This window comes from Bradyrhizobium sp. 521_C7_N1_3 (assembly GCF_052075975.1).
Lineage (GTDB): Bacteria > Pseudomonadota > Alphaproteobacteria > Rhizobiales > Xanthobacteraceae > Bradyrhizobium > Bradyrhizobium japonicum.
The window spans coordinates 9,967,550-9,987,181 of sequence record NZ_CP197232.1; the positions used below are offsets into that span (position 1 = coordinate 9,967,550).

Genomic DNA, 19,632 nt, shown 5'->3' on the forward strand with positions numbered 1-19,632 from the left:
ACAAAGCTCGCATACGGTTTCGTTAAACCTCCCAAGACTTCCAGCGACCCGGACGGGATGCCCCCCTCCGGGTCGTTTTGTGTTTGGGGCTGATAAAGCCGCGGCAGGCTCGCAGCCGCCCCTCACGAAGGCGTGACGCCACGTAACAACCCGCGCATCCATCCCGAACTGCCCTCGTGACCTCCCTCACGAGTGCCCGATGCTCGAACTTGTCTTCGCCGTCCTTGCCGGCATCCTGACCATCGCCGCGCCCTGCACGCTGCCGATGCTGCCGATCCTGCTCGGCGCCTCGATCGGGCGGGTGGGGCACTTGCGGCCCGCGATGATCGCGCTCGGCTTCGTCGTCTCGTTCTCGGCGACCGCGCTGCTGTTGGGCGCGATCACGCGGCTGTTCGATTTCGATCCGAACGTGCTGCGCGAGGCGGCGTCGATCCTGCTGCTCGGCTTCGGCCTGTTGATGCTGTGGCCGGCGCCGTTCGAATGGCTCTCGATCCGGCTCAATGGCTGGCTCGATCTCGGCAATGCCGGCGCCGTGCAGCGCGAGGGCGCGCTCGGCGGCCTCGTGCTCGGCACCACGCTCGGCCTGGTCTGGACGCCCTGCGCCGGCCCCGTGCTCGGCTCGATCCTGACGCTGGTCGCGACGTCGAAGAACGCCAGCTGGGCCGGCGTGCTGTTGATTGCCTATGCCATCGGCGCAGCGATCCCGATGCTCGCGATCGCCTATGGCGGACAGGCCGCGACCACGCGGGTGCGCAGCCTCGCGCGGATCTCGCCGCGGCTGCAGCAGGGCTTTGGTGTCGTCGTGATCGCCTTCGCGGTCGCGGCCTATTTCCAATACGACACGCTGATCGTGGCGTGGCTCACCGGATTCTATCCCACCGGCCAGATCGGCCTGTGATCACCCCTCACTTCACCGGAGGACGCTTCCATGACTTTCAAACTGCTCGCCGTCTCCGCCGCACTGATCGGCATGGCCGTGACAGGCGCCGTCATCCCCGGCATCTGCGACGAGGCCGCGCGCGCCACCCCTGTCGTCACCGCTGCCGCAAGCCAGCAGACCGCGCCCGACTTCACCGGCATCAACAATTGGTTCAACTCGAAACCGCTCAGCATCGCCGACCTCCGCGGCAAGGTCGTGCTGGTCGACTTCTGGACCTATGGCTGCGTCAACTGCGTCAACACGCTGCCGCACGTCACCGACCTCTATGCCAAGTACAAGGACAAGGGCCTCGTCGTGGTCGGCGTGCACACGCCGGAATTCCCGTTCGAGCGCTCCGCCGCCAATGTGCAGGCCGCGCTGAAGCGCCACGGCATCACCTATCCGGTGGCGCAGGACAATGATTCCAAGACCTGGAACGCCTACCAGAACCAGTATTGGCCGGCGCAATACATCATCGACCAGAACGGCAAGATCGTGTTCCAGCACGAGGGCGAGGGCCGTTACGACGAGATCGACCGCACCGTGGCAAAGCTGCTGAACGCCAATAGCTGATACCGGATCGCCGCGGCCGCCGTTGTTGCTTGACTCCACGGACCCGTCCGTGGAGTTTCGCGAGCGACGGAATCAGCGCCCGCAATGGACGACGCGACCACCAGCACCGACATTCGCCTTCGCGAAGGCGCCTCGATCGCGCAGCGGCTGGTCATGTCCGGCTTTGCGGCCGCCGTGGCGCTGTGCTTCACGCCGGGCCTGTTCACGCACGACACTTTGGAGGTGATCGTCTCGGTGGCCGCGCTGCTCGTCGGAGCAGCGTTCGTCGTCGGCATCATGCTGGCGCCTGCGGTGGTGTGGATCATCACGCCGAACGAGATCCTGATCGGGCAACAGCGACCGTTCGGAAAGCTCCGGACCAGGATCGTCGCGAAAGACGACATCAGGGGATTACAGGTTCCCGGCAGCAAGCGGGCGAAAGCCCGTTTCCAGCTTGCCTTCACGCTGGCCTCGGGGGAACGCCTGACTTCCCCGCCGATCTCGGACGTCACGCATGTACGCGACACCGTGGCGCGGATCGCCGCGCAGTTCGATGTCCCCGACGTCGAGTCACCCGTCAATCCGCTCGATGCCAGCAATTCCGAAATGCGTCTCGGCGAGCCGCTCGAGGCGTTTTCCGCACGGGACATAAGGATCGTCGCGCTGATCGCCGTGGCCTTGTCCGCCGTTCCCTACGCCTACAAGCTCTGGCGTGGATGGCCGCCCAGCCATGTCGATATCCTGCTGCTGCCGCTCGGCGCGATCGCCGCTTTCGCGGTTTACCGATACGCCAACCTCGTGACCGGCGCGTTCTGGATCATCCGCGAGAGCGATATCCGCGTCGAACGCCTGTGGGGCGACGGCACGCCGCGCGCCGACCATATCGAGGGGCACGACGTGAAGACGATCACCGTCGACCGCCGCGGCCGATCCGAGGACGAGCACTGCATCGTCACGATCCGATTGCGCTCGGGGCGACGCTTTCGCAGCCCGCGCATCGGCTCGCGGATCGAGGCCCGGGCGGTGGGAACGGAGATCGTGCGGCGGCTCGGGATCGCGGCGGAGAGCAACAAGATCTGACGCGCGCTATGTCCACATCGTCATGGCCGGGCTTGACCCGGCCATCCACGTCTTTGCCCGCGGCGCGAAGAAGGTGGATGCCCGGGACAAGCCCGGGCATCACGGAGATGGATTTGACGGACCATCTCCCCGGAAATGTCACCATCACTGCTTTTCGCGCCATCCCCTGTTTGTGGCATTGCGGGAGGCCCGTCAAAAAACCAAAGCATTCTCGTGACATACCAGCCGGGCGCGCCATCAACTTGCCATGAACATGCCCCTGAGATTTGATGGTTCCTGAAAATTTCGCTGTGGCAGCGGGGAGAGCTTGAAATGACGGATTATCGTCGCCTGACCGGGGCGTTCATCGCGGCGCTGGGCCTGGTCCTGACCACCTCATACGCCTCCGCCCAGCAGCCCGACCGCGGCGACGAGCCGGGGCTGGTCGCCGACGACGCCTACCAGCTCGAGCCGGAATGGCAGAAGCAGGTGGTCTATTTCCGCACCACTGAAGTGCCGGGCACCATCATCGTCTCGACCGCCGAACGGCACCTCTATCTGGTGCAGCCCGGCGGGCGCGCGATCCGCTACGGCATCGGCGTCGGCCGCGACGGTTTCCAGTGGCAGGGGCTGGTGACCATCACCAACAAGAAGGAGTGGCCGGACTGGACGCCGCCGCCGGAGATGATCCAGCGCCAGCCCTATCTGCCGCGCTTCATGGCCGGAGGCCCCGGCAATCCGCTCGGTGCCCGCGCCATGTATCTCGGCACTACCGTCTACCGCATCCACGGCACCAACCGTCCTGATACGATCGGCACCAAGGTGTCCTCAGGCTGCTTCCGTCTCGTCAATCGCGACGTCGCCGATCTCTATGATCGCGTCCCTGTCGGCACCAAGGTGGTCATCCGGCAGAAGCCCGAGCTCTAAGTTCATCGTTTGAGCACGATCTTCCGGATCATGCTCTGCGCCCTCCTCCCAATTCCTTTTCCCGATTTTTCGAGAGAGCAACATGATGCGCACATTTCGAGGCGGCCTGCTGATCGGGCTCGCAGTCGCCGTGCTGGTCGCCGTCCTGGCCATCATCTATGAATTCTACGATACCCGCACGCTGAAGCGCACCGTGCGCCGCGGCGAGGTGCTGTGCGGCGTCAACAAGGGCCTGCCGGGCTTCTCGATCCCCGACGACAAGGGCAACTGGACCGGCTTCGACGTCGATTTCTGCCGTGCGGTGGCCTCCGCGATCTTCAACGATCCGAGCAAGGCGAAGTTCGTCGCGCTCGACGCCAACGAGCGCTTCAAGGAATTGCAGAGCCGGAAAGTCGACATTCTCTCGCGCAACTCGACCTGGAGCATGGCGCGCGAGCTCGACTACGACCTCTACTTCCCGGCGGTCGCCTATTACGACGGCGCAGGCTTCATGCTGCCGCGTTCGCGCAACAAGGAGACGTCGCTGGACCTGACCGGCAGCAAGGTCTGCGTGCAGTCCGGGACCACGACGGCGCTCAACGTCGCCGATTACTTCCGCGCCAACAACATGAAGTATGAAGAGATGAAGTTCGACAAGCTGGACGAGGTCGTGAAGGCCTATGACACCGGCAAGTGCGACACGCTCTCCGCCGACGTCTCCCAGCTCTATGCGCTCAGGCTGAACCTCTCCAAGCCCGGCGACAACATGATCCTGCCGGACATGATCTCCAAGGAGCCGCTCGCGCCCGTGGTGCGCCAGCGCGACGACGACTGGATGATGATCGTGAAGTGGACGCTCTACGCGATGATCAACGCCGAGGAGCTCGGCGTGAGCTCGGAGAACATCGACGAGGCGCTGAAGTCGAAGAAGCCGGAAGTGATGCGCCTGGTCGGCACCGAGGGCAATTATGGCGAGCAGCTCGGCCTCACCAAGGACTGGGTCGTCCGCATCATCCGTCACGTCGGTAATTACGGCGAGATGTACGAACGCAACATCGGCGAGAAGTCCAAGCTGAAGATCCCGCGCGGCATGAACCAGCTGTGGAATGCCGGCGGCGTGCAGTACGCGCCGCCGATGCGGTAACAGCTTCCGGCTCAGCCACGCTCTCAACCGTCATGCCCGGGCTTGTCCCGGGCATCTACGTTTTTGAGGCACCGTAAGAACGTGGATGGCCGGGACAAGCCCGGCCATGACGGAGCCCGGGCGCAGGCGCTCTCCACACTCTCAACTGTCATCGCCCGGCTTGGCCGAGCGATCCAGTATTCCGAGACGTCAATCGTATCCGGAGGGGCCGCGGCGTATTGGGTCGCCCGGTCAAGCCGGGCGACGACACTGCGTGTGAGGCACGTCCTCGCGCCTCACATCCACTCGCCTCAATACCCCCGCGCTCTTGCCAGCTGCTCGGTGTGGTAATTCGCGTCGCCGAACAGCTCCTCGCACACCCTGGCGCGCTTCATGAAGAAGCCGATGTCGAACTGGTCGGTCATGCCCATGCCGCCATGCATCTGCACGCCTTCCTGCACCGCGCGGGTGGCGGTGGTGCCGGCGCGGGCCTTGGCCACGGCGACGCTCGATGCGGCCTTGGCGACGTCGGCATCGAGTGCCTGCAGCGCCTTCATCGTGGCGGCGCGGGTGATCTCGATGTCGACATAGAGTTCGGCTGCGCGGTGCTGCAGCGCCTGGAATTCGCCGATCAGCTTGCCGAACTGCTTTCTGTTCTTGAGGTACTCGACAGTGCGGTTGAAGACTTCTTCGCTCAAGCCCACCATCTCGGCTGCGACCGCGCCGCGGCCGATGTCGAGCACGCCGTCGAGCAGCGCTGCACCCTGATCGACCTCGCCGAGCACGCTATCGGCGTTGACCTCGACATTGGCAAGCTCGATCCGTGCCGCGTTGTGCGCATCGACCATGATGGTACGCTCGATCGCAACGCCCTTGGCCTTGGGGTTGACCAGGAACAGCGTCAGCCCTTCACGCTCGCCGGCGGCGCCGGCGGTACGCGCCGCGACGATGAAGAGGTCCGCGACGTGGCCGTCGACGACCAGCGCCTTGGCGCCGGAGAGCTTGAAGCCGTTGCCGGCGCGCACCGCCTGCAGGCTGGTCTGAAGCGGGCGGTGCTTGGCGCCTTCGTCGATCGCGAGCGTCGCGAGCAGCGAGCCGTTGGAAATTTTCGGCAAGAATTCCGACTTCTGCGCGGCATTGCCGCCGCGATTCAGCGCCGAGGCCGCGACCACGCTGGTGGCAAGGAACGGCGACGGCATCAAGGTGCGGCCGATCTCTTCCATCACGACACCGGCCTCCATGAAGCCGAGACCGCTGCCGCCGAACTCTTCCGGCACCAGGAGGCCGGCAAAGCCCATCTCGGCGAAGGAATGCCACAGCTCCTTGGAGAAGCCGGTCGGATCCTTGGCGTCACGCAGGGATCGCAGGTGCGACACCGGCGCCTTATCGCTGATCAGCCCGCGCGCGGAGTCGCGGAGCATCGATTGTTCTTCGGTGAGGACGAGGGCCATGTGCAAAGTCTCTGGTATCGCGTGGAATGCATATTGTTGCTGTCATTCCGGGGCGATGCGCAGCATCGAACCCGGAATCTCGAGGTTCCGGGTTCGGTCCTGCGGACCGCCCCGGAACGACGGTTAGGCCCCCGGCAAATCCAGGATGCGCTTGGCGACGATGCCGAGCATCACCTCCGTCGTGCCGCCCTCGATCGAGTTGGCCTTGGTGCGCAGCCAGGCGCGCGGGCGGGCGCCTTGCCGGGAGCGCTCGCTCTCCCATTCCAGCGCGTTGACGCCACCGGCCGACATCAGGATCTCGTGGCGGCGCTTGTTGAGCTCGGTGCCGTAATATTTCATCGCGGACGAGAACGCCGGATGCGCTTGGCCGGCCTTGGCGAGATCGACCGCGCGTTCGGCGCAGGCGGCGAGCGCGGCCTCGTCGACGTCGAAGCTCGCGATCCGGCCGCGCAGCATGGAATCGTCGAGCTTGCCTTGTGCATCGGTGCCGACGGAATCCGCCGCGATCTGGCCGAGCGGTCGGCCGACGCCGCGCTCGCCCATGCCTGAGATCATCGCGCGCTCATGCTGGAGCAGATATTTTGCGACGTCCCAGCCGCGGTTGACGGTGCCGACGACGTGCGACTTCGGCACGCGGACACCGTCGAAGAAGGTTTCGCAGAACGGCGAATAGCCCGAGATCAAAAGGATCGGCTTGGTCGAGACGCCCTTCGAGGCCATGTCGAACAGGATGAAGCTGATGCCGTCGTGCTTCTTCGCCGCGGGATCGGTGCGGACCAGGCAGAAGATCCAGTCGGCGTAATTGGCGTAAGACGTCCAGATCTTCGAGCCGGTGATGACGAAATCGTCGCCGTCGCTCTCGGCGCGGGTCTGGAGCGAGGCGAGATCGGAGCCGGCGTTCGGCTCGGAATAGCCCTGGCACCAACGGATCAGGCCCGCCGCGATCTTCGGCAGGTGCTCCTTTTTCTGCGCCTCGTTGCCGTATTTGAGCAGCGCCGGCCCCAGCATCCAGATGCCGAAGCTCGACAGCGGCGGCCGCGCGCCCATCCTGGCCATCTCGGCGCGCAGCACCTTGTGCTCGGCGGCGCTGAGGCCACCGCCGCCGTATTCCCTGGGCCAGTCCGGCACGGTCCAGCCCTTGTCGCGCATGCGCTCGAACCAGATGCGCTGCGGCTCGGACGCGAATTTCGTATTGCGTCCGCCCCAGAACACGTCGGTATCAGAGGTCACGGGCTTGCGCATCTCCAGCGGGCAGTTGGCTTCCAGCCAGGCGCGCGTTTGCTCGCGGAATTGTTCGAGATCGGCGGCTTCAGATTCGCTCATGGTCGTTTCCATCAATCAAAAAGACTTGTTGGGCGCGACTCTGGGCCATCGCACCGTGGAATTCAACCACTTCCGTGGCGCTGCATTCGGCTATAGTCGCCGCCACGGCGAGCTTGAAAACAAAGAGGAAATAACAATGCGCCTGAAACTCCTTTCGCCTGGCGAAATGAACGAGAGCCAGCGGCAGACCTATGACGAGTCGATTGCCGGCAAGCGCGGCAAGCCGCCGGCGCCGATGATGGCCTGGCTCAACAGCCCCGACATGGCCCGTCACGCCACGCGGCTCGGCGAAGTGCTGCGCTACGACACGATATTCCCCGCCAAGCTTTCGGAGATCGCGATCCTGGTGACGGCGCGGCACTGGACTGCACATTACGAATGGTATGCGCATAAGCGCCTGGCGCTCCAGGGCGGCATGGATCCTGAGATCATCGACGCGATCCGCGACCGCCGCACGCCTGTCTTCGACGATCCCAAGGGCCAGATGATCTACGACGTCGCGAAGTCGCTGCATGAAGGCCATGGCGTCGAGAAGGGCCTCTACGATGCCGCGGTGAAGGTCCTCAGCGAGCGCGGCGTGGTCGAGGTGATCGGGCTGTGCGGCTATTACACAATGGTGTCCATGACGCTGAACACGTTCGAGTTCGAGCTGCCGGAGGGCGAGGTGCCGGAGCTCTCATAGTTTCGTATCCGGAAACGATGGGTTTCGGGACAGGCAGGTAGCACTGTCCCGGAGCCGGCCTTATTTGGAGTTGGTCAACGGAGCAGCACCATGTCGCAAAGCCCAGCCGTCCATGCCGGCACAAGGATCGGCCACGTTCATCTCAAGGTCGCCGATCTCGATCGTGCGCTCGGCTTTTACTGCGGCGTGCTTGGTTTCGAGCTGATGCAGCGCATGGGCTCGGGCGCGGCGTTCATCTCGGCCGGCGGCTATCATCACCACATCGGGCTCAACACCTGGGAGAGCAAGGGCGGCTCGCCGCCGCCGCCGGGCACGACGGGCCTCTTCCACACCGCGATCCTCTATCCGACGCGGCCGGCGCTGGCGGACGCGCTGCATCGCGTGCTCACGGCCGGCATTGCGCTCGACGGCGCCAGCGATCACGGCGTCAGCGAAGCGCTGTATCTACGCGATCCCGACGAGAACGGCGTGGAGCTCTACTGGGACAAGCCGAGAGAGCAATGGCCGCTCGGGCCGGATGGCAAGCTTGCGATGTTCACGAAGCGGCTGGATGTCGAGGCGTTGCTGAAGCAGCGCGAGACGTAAACTCCGCTCTCTCCTCGTCATTGCGAGAAGCGAAGCGACGAAGCAATCCAGAATCTTTCCGCAGTGGCAGTCTGGATTGCTTCGCTGCGCTCGCAATGACGGAGTGTGTTGAGGCGCCGTCGCGCCTCTACGCCGTTTTCGCTCGCGGCCTCGCCCGCACCATGATCAGCGCCGCGGCCGCCACCTCCAGCGCAATACACAGATAGAACGGCAACGTATAACCACCGGACCAATCGCGCAGGAAGCCGACGACGCCGGGGCCGAACGCGTAGGTCACCTGGTTGATCGCCGTATTGAGGCTGATCAGCACGCCGAACGAGGCGGAGTCGAATTCCTGCTGCACGATCAGCGACGGCAGCGTGATGAGATTGCCGACCGAGAAGCCGAACACCGCGCAGGCCGCGATCAGCACATAGTCGTTGTGCAAATTGATGACGACGCAAAGCGCCGCCGCCTGGCTGAGGAACGACAGCGCCGAGGCAAGCCGCTGGTTGAGGCGATCGATCACCATCGAGAACAGCACGCGGCCGATCACGGCCATCGCGGTCAGCACCGCGACCGCCACCGCCGCGCGCTCGCGGCCGATCACGGGATCGAGGAACGAGATCAGGTGCACGATGAAGCCGACCTGCGCGAACAGCACCAGCGCGAACGCAATCGTCACCGTGAGGAACCCGACGTCGCGCAATGCCCATGCGCGGATTTCCGTTGACGATTGCGGCTTCGCCCTCGCCGTCGCGTGCCAGCCGTGAAGATCGGGCGGCCGGCCGACGAGAAGGAGGATCACCGGCAGCAGCAACACCAGCATGGCGCCGGCGGCCGCGTACATCGCGCTGGCGAAACCGATGTGGCCGATCAGGGTCACCAGCAGCGGCACGCCGACGATGCCGCCGAAACTGGCGCCGTTGAGGGCCAGGCTGATCGCCATGCCGCGCTTCTGGTCGAACCACAGGCTGATCGTGTTGGTGATCATGGCGAGACTGGTGCCGGCCCAGCCGAAGGCGAGCACGGCGTCGGCGAGATAGAGCTGCCAGGGCTCGCGCACCGCGCCGATCGCGACCGCGGCCGCCGCCATCGCCAGCGTGCCGGCGATCAGGCAGAGCCGCGGGCCATATTTTCTGACGGCCTCGCCGACGAAGACGACGAGCAGCGCACCGAACAGATAGAAGAACGTCGTGCCCGAGGAGATCAGCGAGGCCGGCCAGCCCCGCGCGCGCTGGAGCTCGGCGACATAGACGCTCTGGCCGTAGAAACCGAGCCCCCAGCCGAAGGTCGCGAGCAGGAAGCAGACCGCGACGATGCGCCAGCCTTCGTAGCGGAGGGAAGATTCGTCGATGGGCGCGGGGGGACGCGGATTGTCGAGCATTTCTTTGCTCCTCGCCGTCATTCCGGGGCGATGCGAAGCATCGAACCCGGAATCTCGAGATTCCGGGTTCACCCTTCGGGGGCCCCGGAATGGCGGCAGAAATTGAAGGACGTTGATGGCCCGACAAGCAGGTTCATGACGAGAATCATGTAACAACCGCGCTCCAGAAAATCACTTCGACCGCGATCGAAGTATCAACGCTGCTGACAGCCTCCCGCCAACCTATTGAGCATGATCTGATCGGAAAGCCGCTGCGCACTTTTCCGGATCATGCGTCAGATCGCATCCGGGAACTCGCCCATCGCCGCGTCCAGCCGTGCCTTGCGGCGGCGGGCCCAGGACGCCAGCGACAGCACGGCGAGGCCGAGCACCACCGGCGGGAATACCACCATGTTCACCGCGGACCAGCCGTAATTCGCCAGCAGCTGGCCGGAGGAGAACGAGCCGATCGCCATCATGCCGAACACCAGGAAATCGTTGAAGGCCTGCACCTTGTTGCGCTCCTGCGGCCGGTGCGTCTCGAGCACCAGCGCGGAGGCGCCGATGAAGGAGAAATTCCAGCCGACGCCGAGCACGATCAGCGTGGCCCAGAAATGCATCGCTGTGAGGCCGGAGAGACCGATGCCGGCGGCCACGGCCTCCAGCAGCAGGCCGGCAGCCACGATGACAGGCGCGCCGAAGCGGGAGATCAGTGCGCCCGTGAAGAAGCTCGGGCCGTACATGGCGACGATGTGCCATTGAATGCCGAAGTTGGAATCGCTGACACTGAGGCCGCACATCTTCATGGCGAGCGGCGCCGAGGTCATCACCAGGTTCATCATGGGATAGGAGATGACGCCGCACAGCGCGGCCGCGATGAAGCGCGGCTGGGTCACGATGTCGAGCAGCGGCCGGCCGCCGTGCAGATCTGCCGGTGCCGGTTTCGGCATGTCGACGCCGGCGACGATGCCCATCGCCACCAGCGCCACCGCAGCCTGCACCAGGAAGCTGAAGGCGAACAGATAGGGCGACCAGACGTCCATGGTCCATTGCACGAGCTGCGGACCGAGCACGCCGGCGAACACGCCGCCCGCCATCACCCAGGACACCGCCTTGGGTCGGTAGGCCGCGCTGGCGCCGTCGGCGGCGGCGAAGCGATAGGATTGCGCCACCGCGCCGTAGAGGCCGCCGAGGAAGGTCGCGACGCAAAACAGCGCGAACGATGCATGCAGGATCGCAAACGAGCCGCACAGGCCGGTGAGCGTGCCCAGACCCGTGCCGACGATGAAGGCTGCGCGGCGGCCGAAGCGGCGCGAGATCGCACCGGTCGGCAGCGTGCCGGCGGCAAGCCCCAGCACATACATCGAGATCGGCACCGTCGCGAACGACATGTCGGGCGCGAGCGTCGCGCCGACGATCGAGCCGGTGGCGAAGATCACCGCCGAGTTGGCGCCGGTCAGCGCTTGCGCCGCGGCAAGGCGCACCACATTGGCACGCACGCGGGCGTCGGCAGCGATTTGGTGGGCTGTAGTCACGTCTAACATCGGCATTTCCGCCCGTGAGGACTTGTTGATTCCCGGCACTATGGAGGGGCGTGGGAGGGCGGGCAACCGGCGCAAACGGGCGCAGGCCATGCCGCTGACGCAATCGGGCGGATGATACCCGCCCGCGCGCTTGACGGCTTGCGCTCGATCAAATCCTATCCGCCGCGATCCTTGGGAGTATCGTTCATGTCCGTCGACGACCGGCCCACGCTCAGCGCTCCCGATGACGATCCCTGGCTCTGGCTGGAGGAGATCGAAGGCAAGCAGGCGCTCGATTTCGTCGCGCGGCAGAATCAACTGACGCTCGCCGCGTTCGGGGGCGCGGCGTTCGAGCGCGACCGCGATGTCCTCGCGGCGATCTACGATCGTCCCGACAACATCCCCTATGTCAGCCGGCGCGGCGCCGACCTGCACAATCTCTGGAAGGACGCCACCAATCCGCGCGGCCTGTGGCGGCGAACCACGCTGACGGAATTTCGCAAACCGCATCCGGCGTGGGAGATCATGCTGGACATCGACCAGCTCGCGGCGAGCGAAGGCGAGGACTGGCTGCTGAGCGGGATCGCCACGATGCCGGGACGCCCGCGGGCGATTCTGAGCCTGTCGCGCGGCGGCAGCGACGCCGTCACCTTGCGGGAATTCGACCTCGACACGAAAAGCTTCGTCGCGGGCGGTTTTACGCTGCCGGAGGCCAAGGGCGGCGTGGACTGGATCGATGCCGATACGCTGCTGCTGTCGAGCGCCCATGGCGAGGGCATGGCGACTGCTTCCGGATATTCGCGGACCGTTCGCGTGTGGCGGCGCGGCCAGCCCTTCGATCAGGCGCAAATGATCCTCGAGACCACGGCCGATCACATGGCGATGTCAGGCATGGCCGACGACACGGGACCGGCGCCGCGGGTGTGGATCGTCGACCAGATCGATTTCTTCAATCACGCGATCTGGCTGCGCGATGCGGCCGGCACGACGACGAAGCTCGATCTGCCGACCGGCATCTGGATGCAGGCCCATCGCGACTGGTTCGCGATGAAGCTGCGCAAGGACTGGCAGGTCGAGGGGCGGACCTATGCCACCGACACCGTGCTCGGCATCTCGCTCTCCGCGTTCCTCGCCGGCCACCGCGATTTCGCGGTCCTGTTCGAGCCGGCGCCGCGACGCGCGTTGCAAGGCCTGTTCTGGGCGGACGGCAAGCTGGTGCTGTCGATCCTCGACGAACTCAGGCCGCGCTTCGAGATCTGCACGCCATCAGCGACGGGCTGGAGCCGCGAGACGCTTCCCGGCCTCCCCGAGATCGGCGTCGTCGACATCTGGCCGCTCGATCGCCATCCGTCCGAGAGCAATGGCGACCTGCTCGCCAATGTGCAGGATCCGCTTACGCCGCCGTCGCTGCTGTTGCTGGAGCGCGGCGTCGCAAGCCCGACCGTGCTGAAGCAGGCGCCGAAGACGTTCACCGCCGACGGCCTCGCGGTCACACAGCACGAGGCGATCTCGATCGACGGCGAGCGCATTCCCTATGTCCAGACGGGTCCCACCGGCGAGACCGGCGATGCGCCGGTCTATATGAGCGCCTATGGCGGCTTCGCCCATGCGGTGAAGCCGTACTACAACCCCTCGCTCGGCAAGCTGTGGCTCGAGCGCGGCGGCACCATCGTGCAGGCGAATTTGCGCGGCGGCGGCGAGTTCGGCACCCGCTGGCACGATGCCGGGCGCCTCGCCGGCAAGAAACTCTCGCACGACGATTTCGCGGCCGTCGCCGCCGATCTCGTGCGACGCGGCGTGACGAAGCCAAAGCGGATCGCGGCGCAGGGCGGGTCGAACGGCGGCATCCTCATCACCAACATGCTGGTGCGTTACCCCGAGCGCTTCGGCGCGCTGTTCTGCACCATTCCGCTGATCGACATGCGCCGCTACACGAAACTGCTCGCGGGCGCGAGCTGGATCGCGGAATATGGCGACCCAGACAAGCCCGAAGAGTGGGAGTGGCTGAAGACCTACTCGGCCTATCACAATGTGAAGGCCGGCCAGTCCTATCCGCCGATCCTGATCGCCACGACACGGCGCGATGACCGCGTTCATCCCGGCCACGCGCGCAAGATGGCCGCAAAGCTGCAGGCGATGGGCTACGAGGCCTGGTTCTACGAGCCGGAAGCGGGCGGCCACGGCTACGGCAAGGACAACAAGGAGCGCGCGGGGTTCGAGGTGATCGGCTTCCGGTTCTTGAAGGACAGGATCGGGTGGAAGGACGAAGACTAGCGTTCGGGCGCTGATGCTTCCGCATCGCATGGCCGGGCTTGACCCGGCCATCCACGCCTTACCCCGCCGCACGAAAAACGCGGATGCCCGGGATAAGCCCGGGCATGACGAACTCCTAGCGCGCAAACACCAGCGTCAGATTGTTCGCCGGCATCTCGATCGTGTCGACGAGGCGAAGGCCGGCGCTGCGCGCGAGCGTCTCGACGTCGCTGATATCACGCACGCCCCATTCGGGATTGCCTTCGCGCAAGGAGGTGTCGAACACGGCATTGCTGAGCGCGGTGTGCTTGCCGTCGCGCTTGAACGGGCCGTAGAGGAACAGCTTGCCGTCGGCCCGCAAGTAGCGGCCGGCGCCGGCGAACAGGCCCTCGGCCACGCTCCACGGTGCGATGTGGATCACGTTGGCGCAGAACAATGCGGCCAGACTCGTCGGGCCCTCCCCGCTTCGCATCTCCGGACACCAGTCGGGGTCAGTGAGATCGATCCGCAGCGGCGAGCGGATGTTTTGCAGGCCCGAATGAACGCGCCAGGCCTCGATGCTCTTGAGGTGGCGCTGGTTGAGGTCGCTCGGCCACCAGATCAGGCCGGGCGTGTGCTGGGCGAAATGGACCACGTGCTGGCCGGTTCCACTGCCGAGCTCGACGACGTCGCCGGTCAGGCCGGCGAGATGCTTTTCCAGCGCCGCCCAGAGCGGCTCGTGATTGCGATGAAATGCCGGTGCATCGAGCCGCCCATCCGGCTCGACCCGTCCGCCGTCCCTGCCAAATTCGACGACATATTCAGCCAATTGAGGTCCCCTTGAAAAAAACGAGAACGGGAAAAAAACACGATGGGCGCCCAAACGCCCCGAAAACAGCCGGCCAGCGCTCCTAGCCTGAATCCGCCGAACAAGTAGTCTCTTTAGTTGCAATGCGGAAGATATTAACTCCATTTTGCCGCGCGCATAGTCTTGATTGTCAGCCGATGCCCTTTGTGCTTTGGAACACTATATTTCCGCGAACGAGATCATCGACATAACGCCTCGGAATGACGCCTTGACCGCCTTTCCACGGACGCCCGTCCTTTACGTCCTGCTGGCGATCGCCGCCGGCCTTGCCGCAGGCCCTGCACGGGCGCAATCCGCCGTGGCCGACGGCCAGAAGCTCGCCTTCGACCGCGGCAAGGGCAATTGCCTGACCTGCCACGTCATCAAGGGCGGCGACCTGCCGGGAACGATCGGGCCGGAGCTGAAGGACATCAAGTCAAAATACCCTGATCGCAACGAGCTGGTCGCGATCATCTTCGACGAGACCAAGCGCAATCCGCAGACCATGATGCCGCCGTTCGGCCGGAACCGGATTTTGACCGAGCAGGAGATCAGCGCGATCGTTGATTTCCTCCAGACCTTGTGACTTCAGGCACGCCAGGAGACCTCCGATGACCACGACCACCGGCCCTCATCCGACGCGGCGCCTGATCCTTCAGGGCGCAGCCGGCGTCGCGCTGCTCGGCCTCGGCAACCTGCCGTTCGCGCCGGCGCGTGCAGCGGCCAATGACAAATATCCGGAAGAGGCATTCAAGCAGAAGAGCGAGGCGGACGCGATCAAGGCGCTCTACGGCAAGACCGCCGAGCCGTCCGACAAGGTCAAGCTCGACGCACCCGAGATCGCCGAGAACGGCGGCGTGGTGCCGATCTCGGTGACGACGACGCTCGACAAGGTCACCTCGATCTCGTTCTTCGTGGCCGAGAATCCGAACGCGCTCGCGGCAAGCTACAAGATTCCCGATGGCACGGTCCCCGCTGTCGCCAACCGCCTGAAGATGGCCAAGACCACCAACGTGACCGCGATCGTGGAAGCCGACGGCAAGCTCTACAGCGCGACCAAGGAAGTCAAAGTCACAGTCGGCGGCTGCGGCGGCTAAAGCGCGATGCTTGCGCTTTAGCTTTTTATTTTGAGCATGATCTGGGCGGAAAACCGCTTCACACTTTTCCGGATCATGCTCTGAAGGAGAATCGAGATGGCATCCAGCATTCGCGTCCGCGCCACGGCCAACGGCGACATCACCGAGGTGCAGGCGCTGATCCAGCACCCCATGGACACCGGCCTGGTCAAGGACGCCAAGGGCGAGGTGATTCCGGCGCACTTCATCCAGCGACTGAAGTTCGAATGTAACGGCAAGGACGTCTTCGTCGCCGATTGGGGCACCGCGGTCTCCAAGGACCCCTACGTCAAGTTCAGCTTCAAGGGCGCCAAGAAGGGCGACGAGCTCAAGGTCTCCTGGACCGACAGCAAGGGCGGGTCGGACACGACCACCGCGAAGATTTCGTGATGAATGTCCGCTTCTGTCTCCTGCTTGGTTCGGTGAGCGCCGCGCTGGTCGCGTTCGCCCTCACCTCTCCGCGCGTGATCGCGGCCGACAAGGTCGATCCCGTCGCCGATGCGAAAGCGTTCCAGAACTTCTTCTTCCAGAAGTTTCCGACCGTGAAGCACGAGGATTTCGTCAACGGTCCTTATTCGATGAACGAGGACATGAAGCGGCAGTGGCAGGAGAAGGAGGAATTCCCGCCCTACGAGTTCGCGCTCGACGCCGGCAAGGAGATGTTCGCGACCCCGTTCAGGAACGGCAAGACCTATGCCGACTGCTTCCCGAACGGCGGCATCGGCATCCGCCAGAACTATCCTTACTTCGACACTGGGGAAGGCAAGGTCGTCACGCTGGAGCTCGCGCTCAACCGCTGCCGCGAGGCCAATGGCGAGGCGCCCTACTCCTACGTCAAGGACGAGATGGCCTCGCTGACCGCCTACATGGCGTTCACCTCGCGCGGCAAGCCGATGGACATCAAGATTCCCGATGATCCCCGCGCGCTCGCCGCGTACGAGAACGGCAAGCGCTACTTCTATACGCGCCGCGGCCAGATGAATTTCTCCTGCGCGAGCTGCCATGTGCAGAGCCCGGGCGAGCGCATCCGCGCCGAGATCCTGGCACCGGCGCTCGGCATTCTGAACGCGATGCCGATCTACCGCTCCGAATGGAGCGGCATGGGCACCACCAGCCGCCGCTTCGTCACCTGTAACAGCCAGACCCGCGCGGTTCCGCTGGAGCCGCAGGCCGATGAATATCGCGACGTCGAATATTTCCTGTCCTACGTCGCCAACGGCCTGCCGATTTCAGGGCCGGGAGCGCGGCCATGAAGCTGTCACTTCCTCTCGCCATGTTGCTCGCATTGAGCCTCGCGCCGGCAGCGCGCGCGGCAAACGAGGCGGACTACAAAGCGGCCTATGCCGCCGCGGAGGCCGCCTCCAAGGAGGCAGCCGGCATGCGCAACCAGTGGACCGTGACCGTATCTGCGCTGGCGGCAGCCAAGAAGGCGGCCGACGGCGGCGATTTCGACCGCGCGGTTGCCGCTTCGAAGGAGGCCGAGGCGCTGGCGAAGGCCTCGATCTTCCAGGCCACGTCTGAAAAAGAGGCGTGGAAGGCGATGGAAATCCGCTAGACTAAAAATCTCGTGGAACCGTCGAATTGCCGTTGAGAGGCGCGGAGAATTTCTGGATGGCCATCCGCCGCCGCGATTTCCTGAAGAGCACCGCTGCTGTCGCCACATCGCTCAGCCTGCCGCGGCTCGCGCGCGGCGCCGAGACCGCGAGCATTTACGACCTCGAACGGTTCGGCAATGCGCGCATCCTGCACACCACCGACACGCATGCGCAGCTCAACCCAGTCTATGTCCGCGAGCCCAGCGTCAATATCGGCATCGGTGAGATGGCAGGACGGCCGCCGCATCTGGTTGGCCGCGCCTTCCTCGAACGGTTCGGGATCCGCTCGGACAGCGCCGATGCCTATGCCTTCAGCTGTTTCGAATTCGAGAAGTCCGCGGGCCGCTTCGGCAAGCTCGGCGGCTTCGCCCATCTGAAGACACTGATCGATCGCTTGCGCGGCGATGCCGGCGAAAAGCACTCCGTGCTCGTCGACGGCGGCGACCTCTGGCAGGGCACGGGTCTTGCCAACGTCATGCAGGGCCGCGACATGGTCGAGGTCGCCAATCTGCTCGGCATCGAGGCGATGACCGGGCATTGGGAATTCACCTATGGCGAGCAGGCGCTGCGCGACAATCTCGAGCGCTTCAAGGGCGAATTTCTGGCGCAGAACGTCTTCCTGACCGAGGAAGCCGCGTTCAACGACGCTCCCGCCTTCGACAAGGCGAGCGGGCGCGTGTTCAAGCCTTCGATGATCAAGGAGCTCGGCGGCCATCGCGTTGCGATCATCGGCCAGGCCTTCCCCTATGTGCCGATCGCGCATCCCAAGCGGTTCACGCCGGACTGGACTTTTGGCATCCGCGAGGAGGAGTTGCAGAAGCATGTCGATGCCTTGCGCGCCACCGAGAAGGTCGATGCGGTCGTCCTGCTGTCGCACAACGGCATGGACGTCGATCTCAAGCTCGCGAGCCGCGTCACCGGCATCGACGTCATCCTCGGCGGCCATACCCATGATGCGATCCCGCAGCCCATCGCGGTGAAGAACGCCAGTGGCACGACGCTCGTCACCAATGCCGGCTCCAACGGAAAATTCCTCGGCGTCCTCGATCTTGCGCTCGACAAGGGCAAGGTCGGCGATGTCAGGTACCATCTGCTGCCGGTCTATTCCGAGTTGCTGAAGCCCGACCCTGGCATGGCCGAGCTGATCGGCCGGGTGCGCGCGCCGCATGTGACCGACTGGTCGGAGAAGATCGCAACGCCCGACCGCCTGCTGTATCGCCGCGACAATTTCGCCGGCCCCGTCGACGAGCTGATCTGCACCGCGCTGCGCAGCGAGCTCGACGCCGAGATCGCACTGTCGCCGGGCTTCCGCTGGGGCGTCACCGCACTGTCCGGCCAGCCGCTGACCATGGAGGATGTGCTCGCGGAAACCGCGATCACCTATCCCGAGACCTATGTGCAGGAGATGACCGGCGCCCAGATCAAGGATGTGCTGGAGGACATCTGCGACAACCTCTTCAACCCCGACCCCTATTACCAGCAGGGCGGCGACATGGTGCGCGCCGGCGGGCTCAGCTACACCTGCACGCCAACGGGTACGGTCGGCAGCCGCATCTCCGAGCTGAAGCTCAATGGCGGCAAGGCGCTCAGCGCGAGCCACCGCTACAAGGTCGCGGGCTGGGCCTCGGTCAACGGCCAGCAGGGCGCACCCGTGTGGGATGTCGTCGCCAAATATCTGCGCTCGGGCCGGATGTTTCAGGAGCGACTCGGCTCCGGCGTGACGCTGAAGGGCGTCGAGGGCAATCCAGGCATTGCAGGACAGGGATGATGCGGTGGCAGATCTGTCGCGCGATGCTGCTGGCGGCGCTCACCTTCGCCACGCCATGGGCCTCGGCACAGCAGGTGCCGCTCCAGGACAAGCCGTTCGCCGAGCACAGGATCGTGCTTCAGCTCTCCGACGGCGATGTGAAGAAGCACGCGCTGGTGCTGAGCGTCGCCAACAATCTCCTGAAGGCCTACGATCCCGACAAGGTCGCGATCGAGGTGGTGGCGTTCGGCCCCGGCATTGATCTCCTGTTCACCGGCAGCGAACGCCGCAAGCAGGTCGAAAGCCTGATCGCACAGGGCGTGCGCTTCGATATCTGCCTCAACACGCTCGACACGATCGAGCGGGAGAGCGGAAAACGGCCGGAGTTCATCCCCGCTGCGACGCCGGTGCAGGTGGGGGTCGGGCAGATCCTGTTCCTGGCTGAGAATGGGTACACGGTGGTGCGGCCCTGAGCCTTCGGCCGTGGCACGACGCCGCGACACCCTCGGTGTCATTCCCCGCGACCCGGCTACGCCAAGGCTTCGCCGGGGCTGAGGTCTAGGGGCGCCGAAGCTTTAGCGCAGGCGGCAAGCGGGGAATCCAGTACGCCGCGGCCCCTCCGTATCCC

At 64.9% G+C, this 19,632-nt stretch carries 20 protein-coding genes; 15 read left to right on the forward strand and 5 right to left on the reverse strand.

Annotated features, from left to right (window positions below):
* Positions 1-199: 199 nt before the first annotated feature.
* From AB7008_RS47345 to AB7008_RS47365, 5 genes are all read left to right on the forward strand, one after another.
* Positions 200-898 carry a cytochrome c biogenesis CcdA family protein gene (locus AB7008_RS47345; protein WP_441261078.1) on the forward strand — a complete coding sequence of 233 codons (699 nt, stop codon included), beginning with the start codon at positions 200-202 and terminating at the stop codon, positions 896-898.
* Between the two features lie 30 nt (positions 899-928).
* Positions 929-1,492, forward strand: coding sequence for a redoxin domain-containing protein (locus AB7008_RS47350; RefSeq protein WP_441261079.1), 564 nt, complete (start codon positions 929-931; stop codon positions 1,490-1,492).
* An 84-nt stretch (positions 1,493-1,576) separates the two neighbouring features.
* A complete protein-coding gene (locus tag AB7008_RS47355) occupies positions 1,577-2,551 on the forward strand; it encodes a hypothetical protein (RefSeq protein WP_264621627.1) in 975 nt (324 codons plus the stop codon).
* 312 nt (positions 2,552-2,863) lie between these two features.
* The gene (locus tag AB7008_RS47360) at positions 2,864-3,457 is read left to right on the forward strand and encodes a L,D-transpeptidase (RefSeq protein WP_014491224.1); all 594 of its coding nucleotides are present in this window, start codon (positions 2,864-2,866) and stop codon (positions 3,455-3,457) included.
* An 85-nt stretch (positions 3,458-3,542) separates the two neighbouring features.
* Positions 3,543-4,580: an amino acid ABC transporter substrate-binding protein gene (locus AB7008_RS47365; protein ID WP_028155208.1), complete on the forward strand. Its 1,038-nt coding sequence runs from the start codon at positions 3,543-3,545 to the stop codon at positions 4,578-4,580.
* 290 nt (positions 4,581-4,870) lie between these two features.
* Here AB7008_RS47365 and AB7008_RS47370 read toward each other — a convergent pair whose 3' ends face one another.
* Positions 4,871-6,010 carry an acyl-CoA dehydrogenase family protein gene (locus AB7008_RS47370; protein WP_028151977.1) on the reverse strand — a complete coding sequence of 380 codons (1,140 nt, stop codon included), beginning with the start codon at positions 6,008-6,010 and terminating at the stop codon, positions 4,871-4,873.
* Positions 6,011-6,133: 123 nt separating this feature from the next.
* Positions 6,134-7,333, reverse strand: a complete 1,200-nt coding sequence (locus AB7008_RS47375; protein WP_212107960.1) for an acyl-CoA dehydrogenase family protein — start codon at positions 7,331-7,333, stop codon at positions 6,134-6,136.
* Between the two features lie 136 nt (positions 7,334-7,469).
* Here AB7008_RS47375 and AB7008_RS47380 point away from each other — a divergent pair, with 136 nt between their 5' ends.
* On the forward strand, positions 7,470-8,015 hold the full coding sequence (locus AB7008_RS47380) for a carboxymuconolactone decarboxylase family protein (protein WP_014491220.1): 546 nt from the start codon (positions 7,470-7,472) through the stop codon (positions 8,013-8,015).
* A 90-nt stretch (positions 8,016-8,105) separates the two neighbouring features.
* Positions 8,106-8,600, forward strand: coding sequence for a VOC family protein (locus tag AB7008_RS47385; protein ID WP_441261080.1), 495 nt, complete (start codon positions 8,106-8,108; stop codon positions 8,598-8,600).
* Positions 8,601-8,727: 127 nt separating this feature from the next.
* On the opposite strand, the gene AB7008_RS47390 is transcribed toward AB7008_RS47385, so the two are convergent.
* Positions 8,728-9,966: an MFS transporter gene (locus tag AB7008_RS47390; protein WP_441261081.1), complete on the reverse strand. Its 1,239-nt coding sequence runs from the start codon at positions 9,964-9,966 to the stop codon at positions 8,728-8,730.
* Between the two features lie 275 nt (positions 9,967-10,241).
* A complete protein-coding gene (locus tag AB7008_RS47395; RefSeq protein WP_441261082.1) occupies positions 10,242-11,489 on the reverse strand; it encodes an MFS transporter in 1,248 nt (415 codons plus the stop codon).
* Positions 11,490-11,675: 186 nt separating this feature from the next.
* On the opposite strand from AB7008_RS47395, the gene AB7008_RS47400 reads away from it, so the two are divergent.
* A complete protein-coding gene (locus AB7008_RS47400) occupies positions 11,676-13,742 on the forward strand; it encodes a prolyl oligopeptidase family serine peptidase (protein WP_441261083.1) in 2,067 nt (688 codons plus the stop codon).
* 115 nt (positions 13,743-13,857) lie between these two features.
* Here the strand turns inward: AB7008_RS47400 and AB7008_RS47405 are convergent, their stop codons facing one another.
* On the reverse strand, positions 13,858-14,529 hold the full coding sequence (locus AB7008_RS47405; RefSeq protein ID WP_441261084.1) for a DUF938 domain-containing protein: 672 nt from the start codon (positions 14,527-14,529) through the stop codon (positions 13,858-13,860).
* Between the two features lie 247 nt (positions 14,530-14,776).
* Between AB7008_RS47405 and soxX the strand changes: the two genes are divergently transcribed.
* The 7 genes from soxX (at position 14,777) to AB7008_RS47440 (ending at position 19,477) form a co-directional block, all read left to right on the forward strand.
* A complete protein-coding gene (gene soxX / locus AB7008_RS47410; protein ID WP_028151969.1) occupies positions 14,777-15,133 on the forward strand; it encodes a sulfur oxidation c-type cytochrome SoxX in 357 nt (118 codons plus the stop codon).
* 25 nt (positions 15,134-15,158) lie between these two features.
* The gene (gene soxY, locus AB7008_RS47415; protein ID WP_028155217.1) at positions 15,159-15,644 is read left to right on the forward strand and encodes a thiosulfate oxidation carrier protein SoxY; all 486 of its coding nucleotides are present in this window, start codon (positions 15,159-15,161) and stop codon (positions 15,642-15,644) included.
* Positions 15,645-15,740: 96 nt separating this feature from the next.
* Positions 15,741-16,052 carry a thiosulfate oxidation carrier complex protein SoxZ gene (gene soxZ / locus AB7008_RS47420; protein WP_304492038.1) on the forward strand — a complete coding sequence of 104 codons (312 nt, stop codon included), beginning with the start codon at positions 15,741-15,743 and terminating at the stop codon, positions 16,050-16,052.
* Positions 16,052-16,915 carry a sulfur oxidation c-type cytochrome SoxA gene (gene soxA, locus AB7008_RS47425; protein ID WP_441261085.1) on the forward strand — a complete coding sequence of 288 codons (864 nt, stop codon included), beginning with the start codon at positions 16,052-16,054 and terminating at the stop codon, positions 16,913-16,915. The genes soxZ and soxA overlap by 1 nt, the downstream gene beginning before the upstream one ends.
* Positions 16,912-17,217 (forward strand): hypothetical protein, encoded by a 306-nt coding sequence (locus tag AB7008_RS47430; protein ID WP_028151965.1) that lies wholly within the window; start codon positions 16,912-16,914, stop codon positions 17,215-17,217. Before soxA ends, AB7008_RS47430 begins: the two co-directional genes overlap by 4 nt.
* 56 nt (positions 17,218-17,273) lie before the next feature.
* Entirely contained in the window at positions 17,274-19,025 is a 1,752-nt protein-coding gene (gene soxB / locus AB7008_RS47435; protein WP_441261086.1) for a thiosulfohydrolase SoxB, read from the forward strand.
* Positions 19,022-19,477 carry a DsrE family protein gene (locus AB7008_RS47440; RefSeq protein ID WP_304492041.1) on the forward strand — a complete coding sequence of 152 codons (456 nt, stop codon included), beginning with the start codon at positions 19,022-19,024 and terminating at the stop codon, positions 19,475-19,477. The genes soxB and AB7008_RS47440 overlap by 4 nt, the downstream gene beginning before the upstream one ends.
* Positions 19,478-19,632 lie beyond the last annotated feature (155 nt).

Coding starts and splice junctions, on each gene's coding strand:
- AB7008_RS47345 (WP_441261078.1), top strand. CDS start 200: ATGCTCGAACTTGTCTTCGCCGTCCTTGCCGGCATCCTGACCATCGCC.
- AB7008_RS47350 (WP_441261079.1), top strand. CDS start 929: ATGACTTTCAAACTGCTCGCCGTCTCCGCCGCACTGATCGGCATGGCC.
- AB7008_RS47355 (WP_264621627.1), top strand. CDS start 1,577: ATGGACGACGCGACCACCAGCACCGACATTCGCCTTCGCGAAGGCGCC.
- AB7008_RS47360 (WP_014491224.1), top strand. CDS start 2,864: ATGACGGATTATCGTCGCCTGACCGGGGCGTTCATCGCGGCGCTGGGC.
- AB7008_RS47365 (WP_028155208.1), top strand. CDS start 3,543: ATGCGCACATTTCGAGGCGGCCTGCTGATCGGGCTCGCAGTCGCCGTG.
- AB7008_RS47370 (WP_028151977.1), bottom strand. CDS start 6,010: ATGGCCCTCGTCCTCACCGAAGAACAATCGATGCTCCGCGACTCCGCG.
- AB7008_RS47375 (WP_212107960.1), bottom strand. CDS start 7,333: ATGAGCGAATCTGAAGCCGCCGATCTCGAACAATTCCGCGAGCAAACG.
- AB7008_RS47380 (WP_014491220.1), top strand. CDS start 7,470: ATGCGCCTGAAACTCCTTTCGCCTGGCGAAATGAACGAGAGCCAGCGG.
- AB7008_RS47385 (WP_441261080.1), top strand. CDS start 8,106: ATGTCGCAAAGCCCAGCCGTCCATGCCGGCACAAGGATCGGCCACGTT.
- AB7008_RS47390 (WP_441261081.1), bottom strand. CDS start 9,966: ATGCTCGACAATCCGCGTCCCCCCGCGCCCATCGACGAATCTTCCCTC.
- AB7008_RS47395 (WP_441261082.1), bottom strand. CDS start 11,489: ATGTTAGACGTGACTACAGCCCACCAAATCGCTGCCGACGCCCGCGTG.
- AB7008_RS47400 (WP_441261083.1), top strand. CDS start 11,676: ATGTCCGTCGACGACCGGCCCACGCTCAGCGCTCCCGATGACGATCCC.
- soxY (WP_028155217.1), top strand. CDS start 15,159: ATGACCACGACCACCGGCCCTCATCCGACGCGGCGCCTGATCCTTCAG.
- soxZ (WP_304492038.1), top strand. CDS start 15,741: ATGGCATCCAGCATTCGCGTCCGCGCCACGGCCAACGGCGACATCACC.
- soxA (WP_441261085.1), top strand. CDS start 16,052: ATGAATGTCCGCTTCTGTCTCCTGCTTGGTTCGGTGAGCGCCGCGCTG.
- AB7008_RS47430 (WP_028151965.1), top strand. CDS start 16,912: ATGAAGCTGTCACTTCCTCTCGCCATGTTGCTCGCATTGAGCCTCGCG.
- soxB (WP_441261086.1), top strand. CDS start 17,274: ATGGCCATCCGCCGCCGCGATTTCCTGAAGAGCACCGCTGCTGTCGCC.
- AB7008_RS47440 (WP_304492041.1), top strand. CDS start 19,022: ATGATGCGGTGGCAGATCTGTCGCGCGATGCTGCTGGCGGCGCTCACC.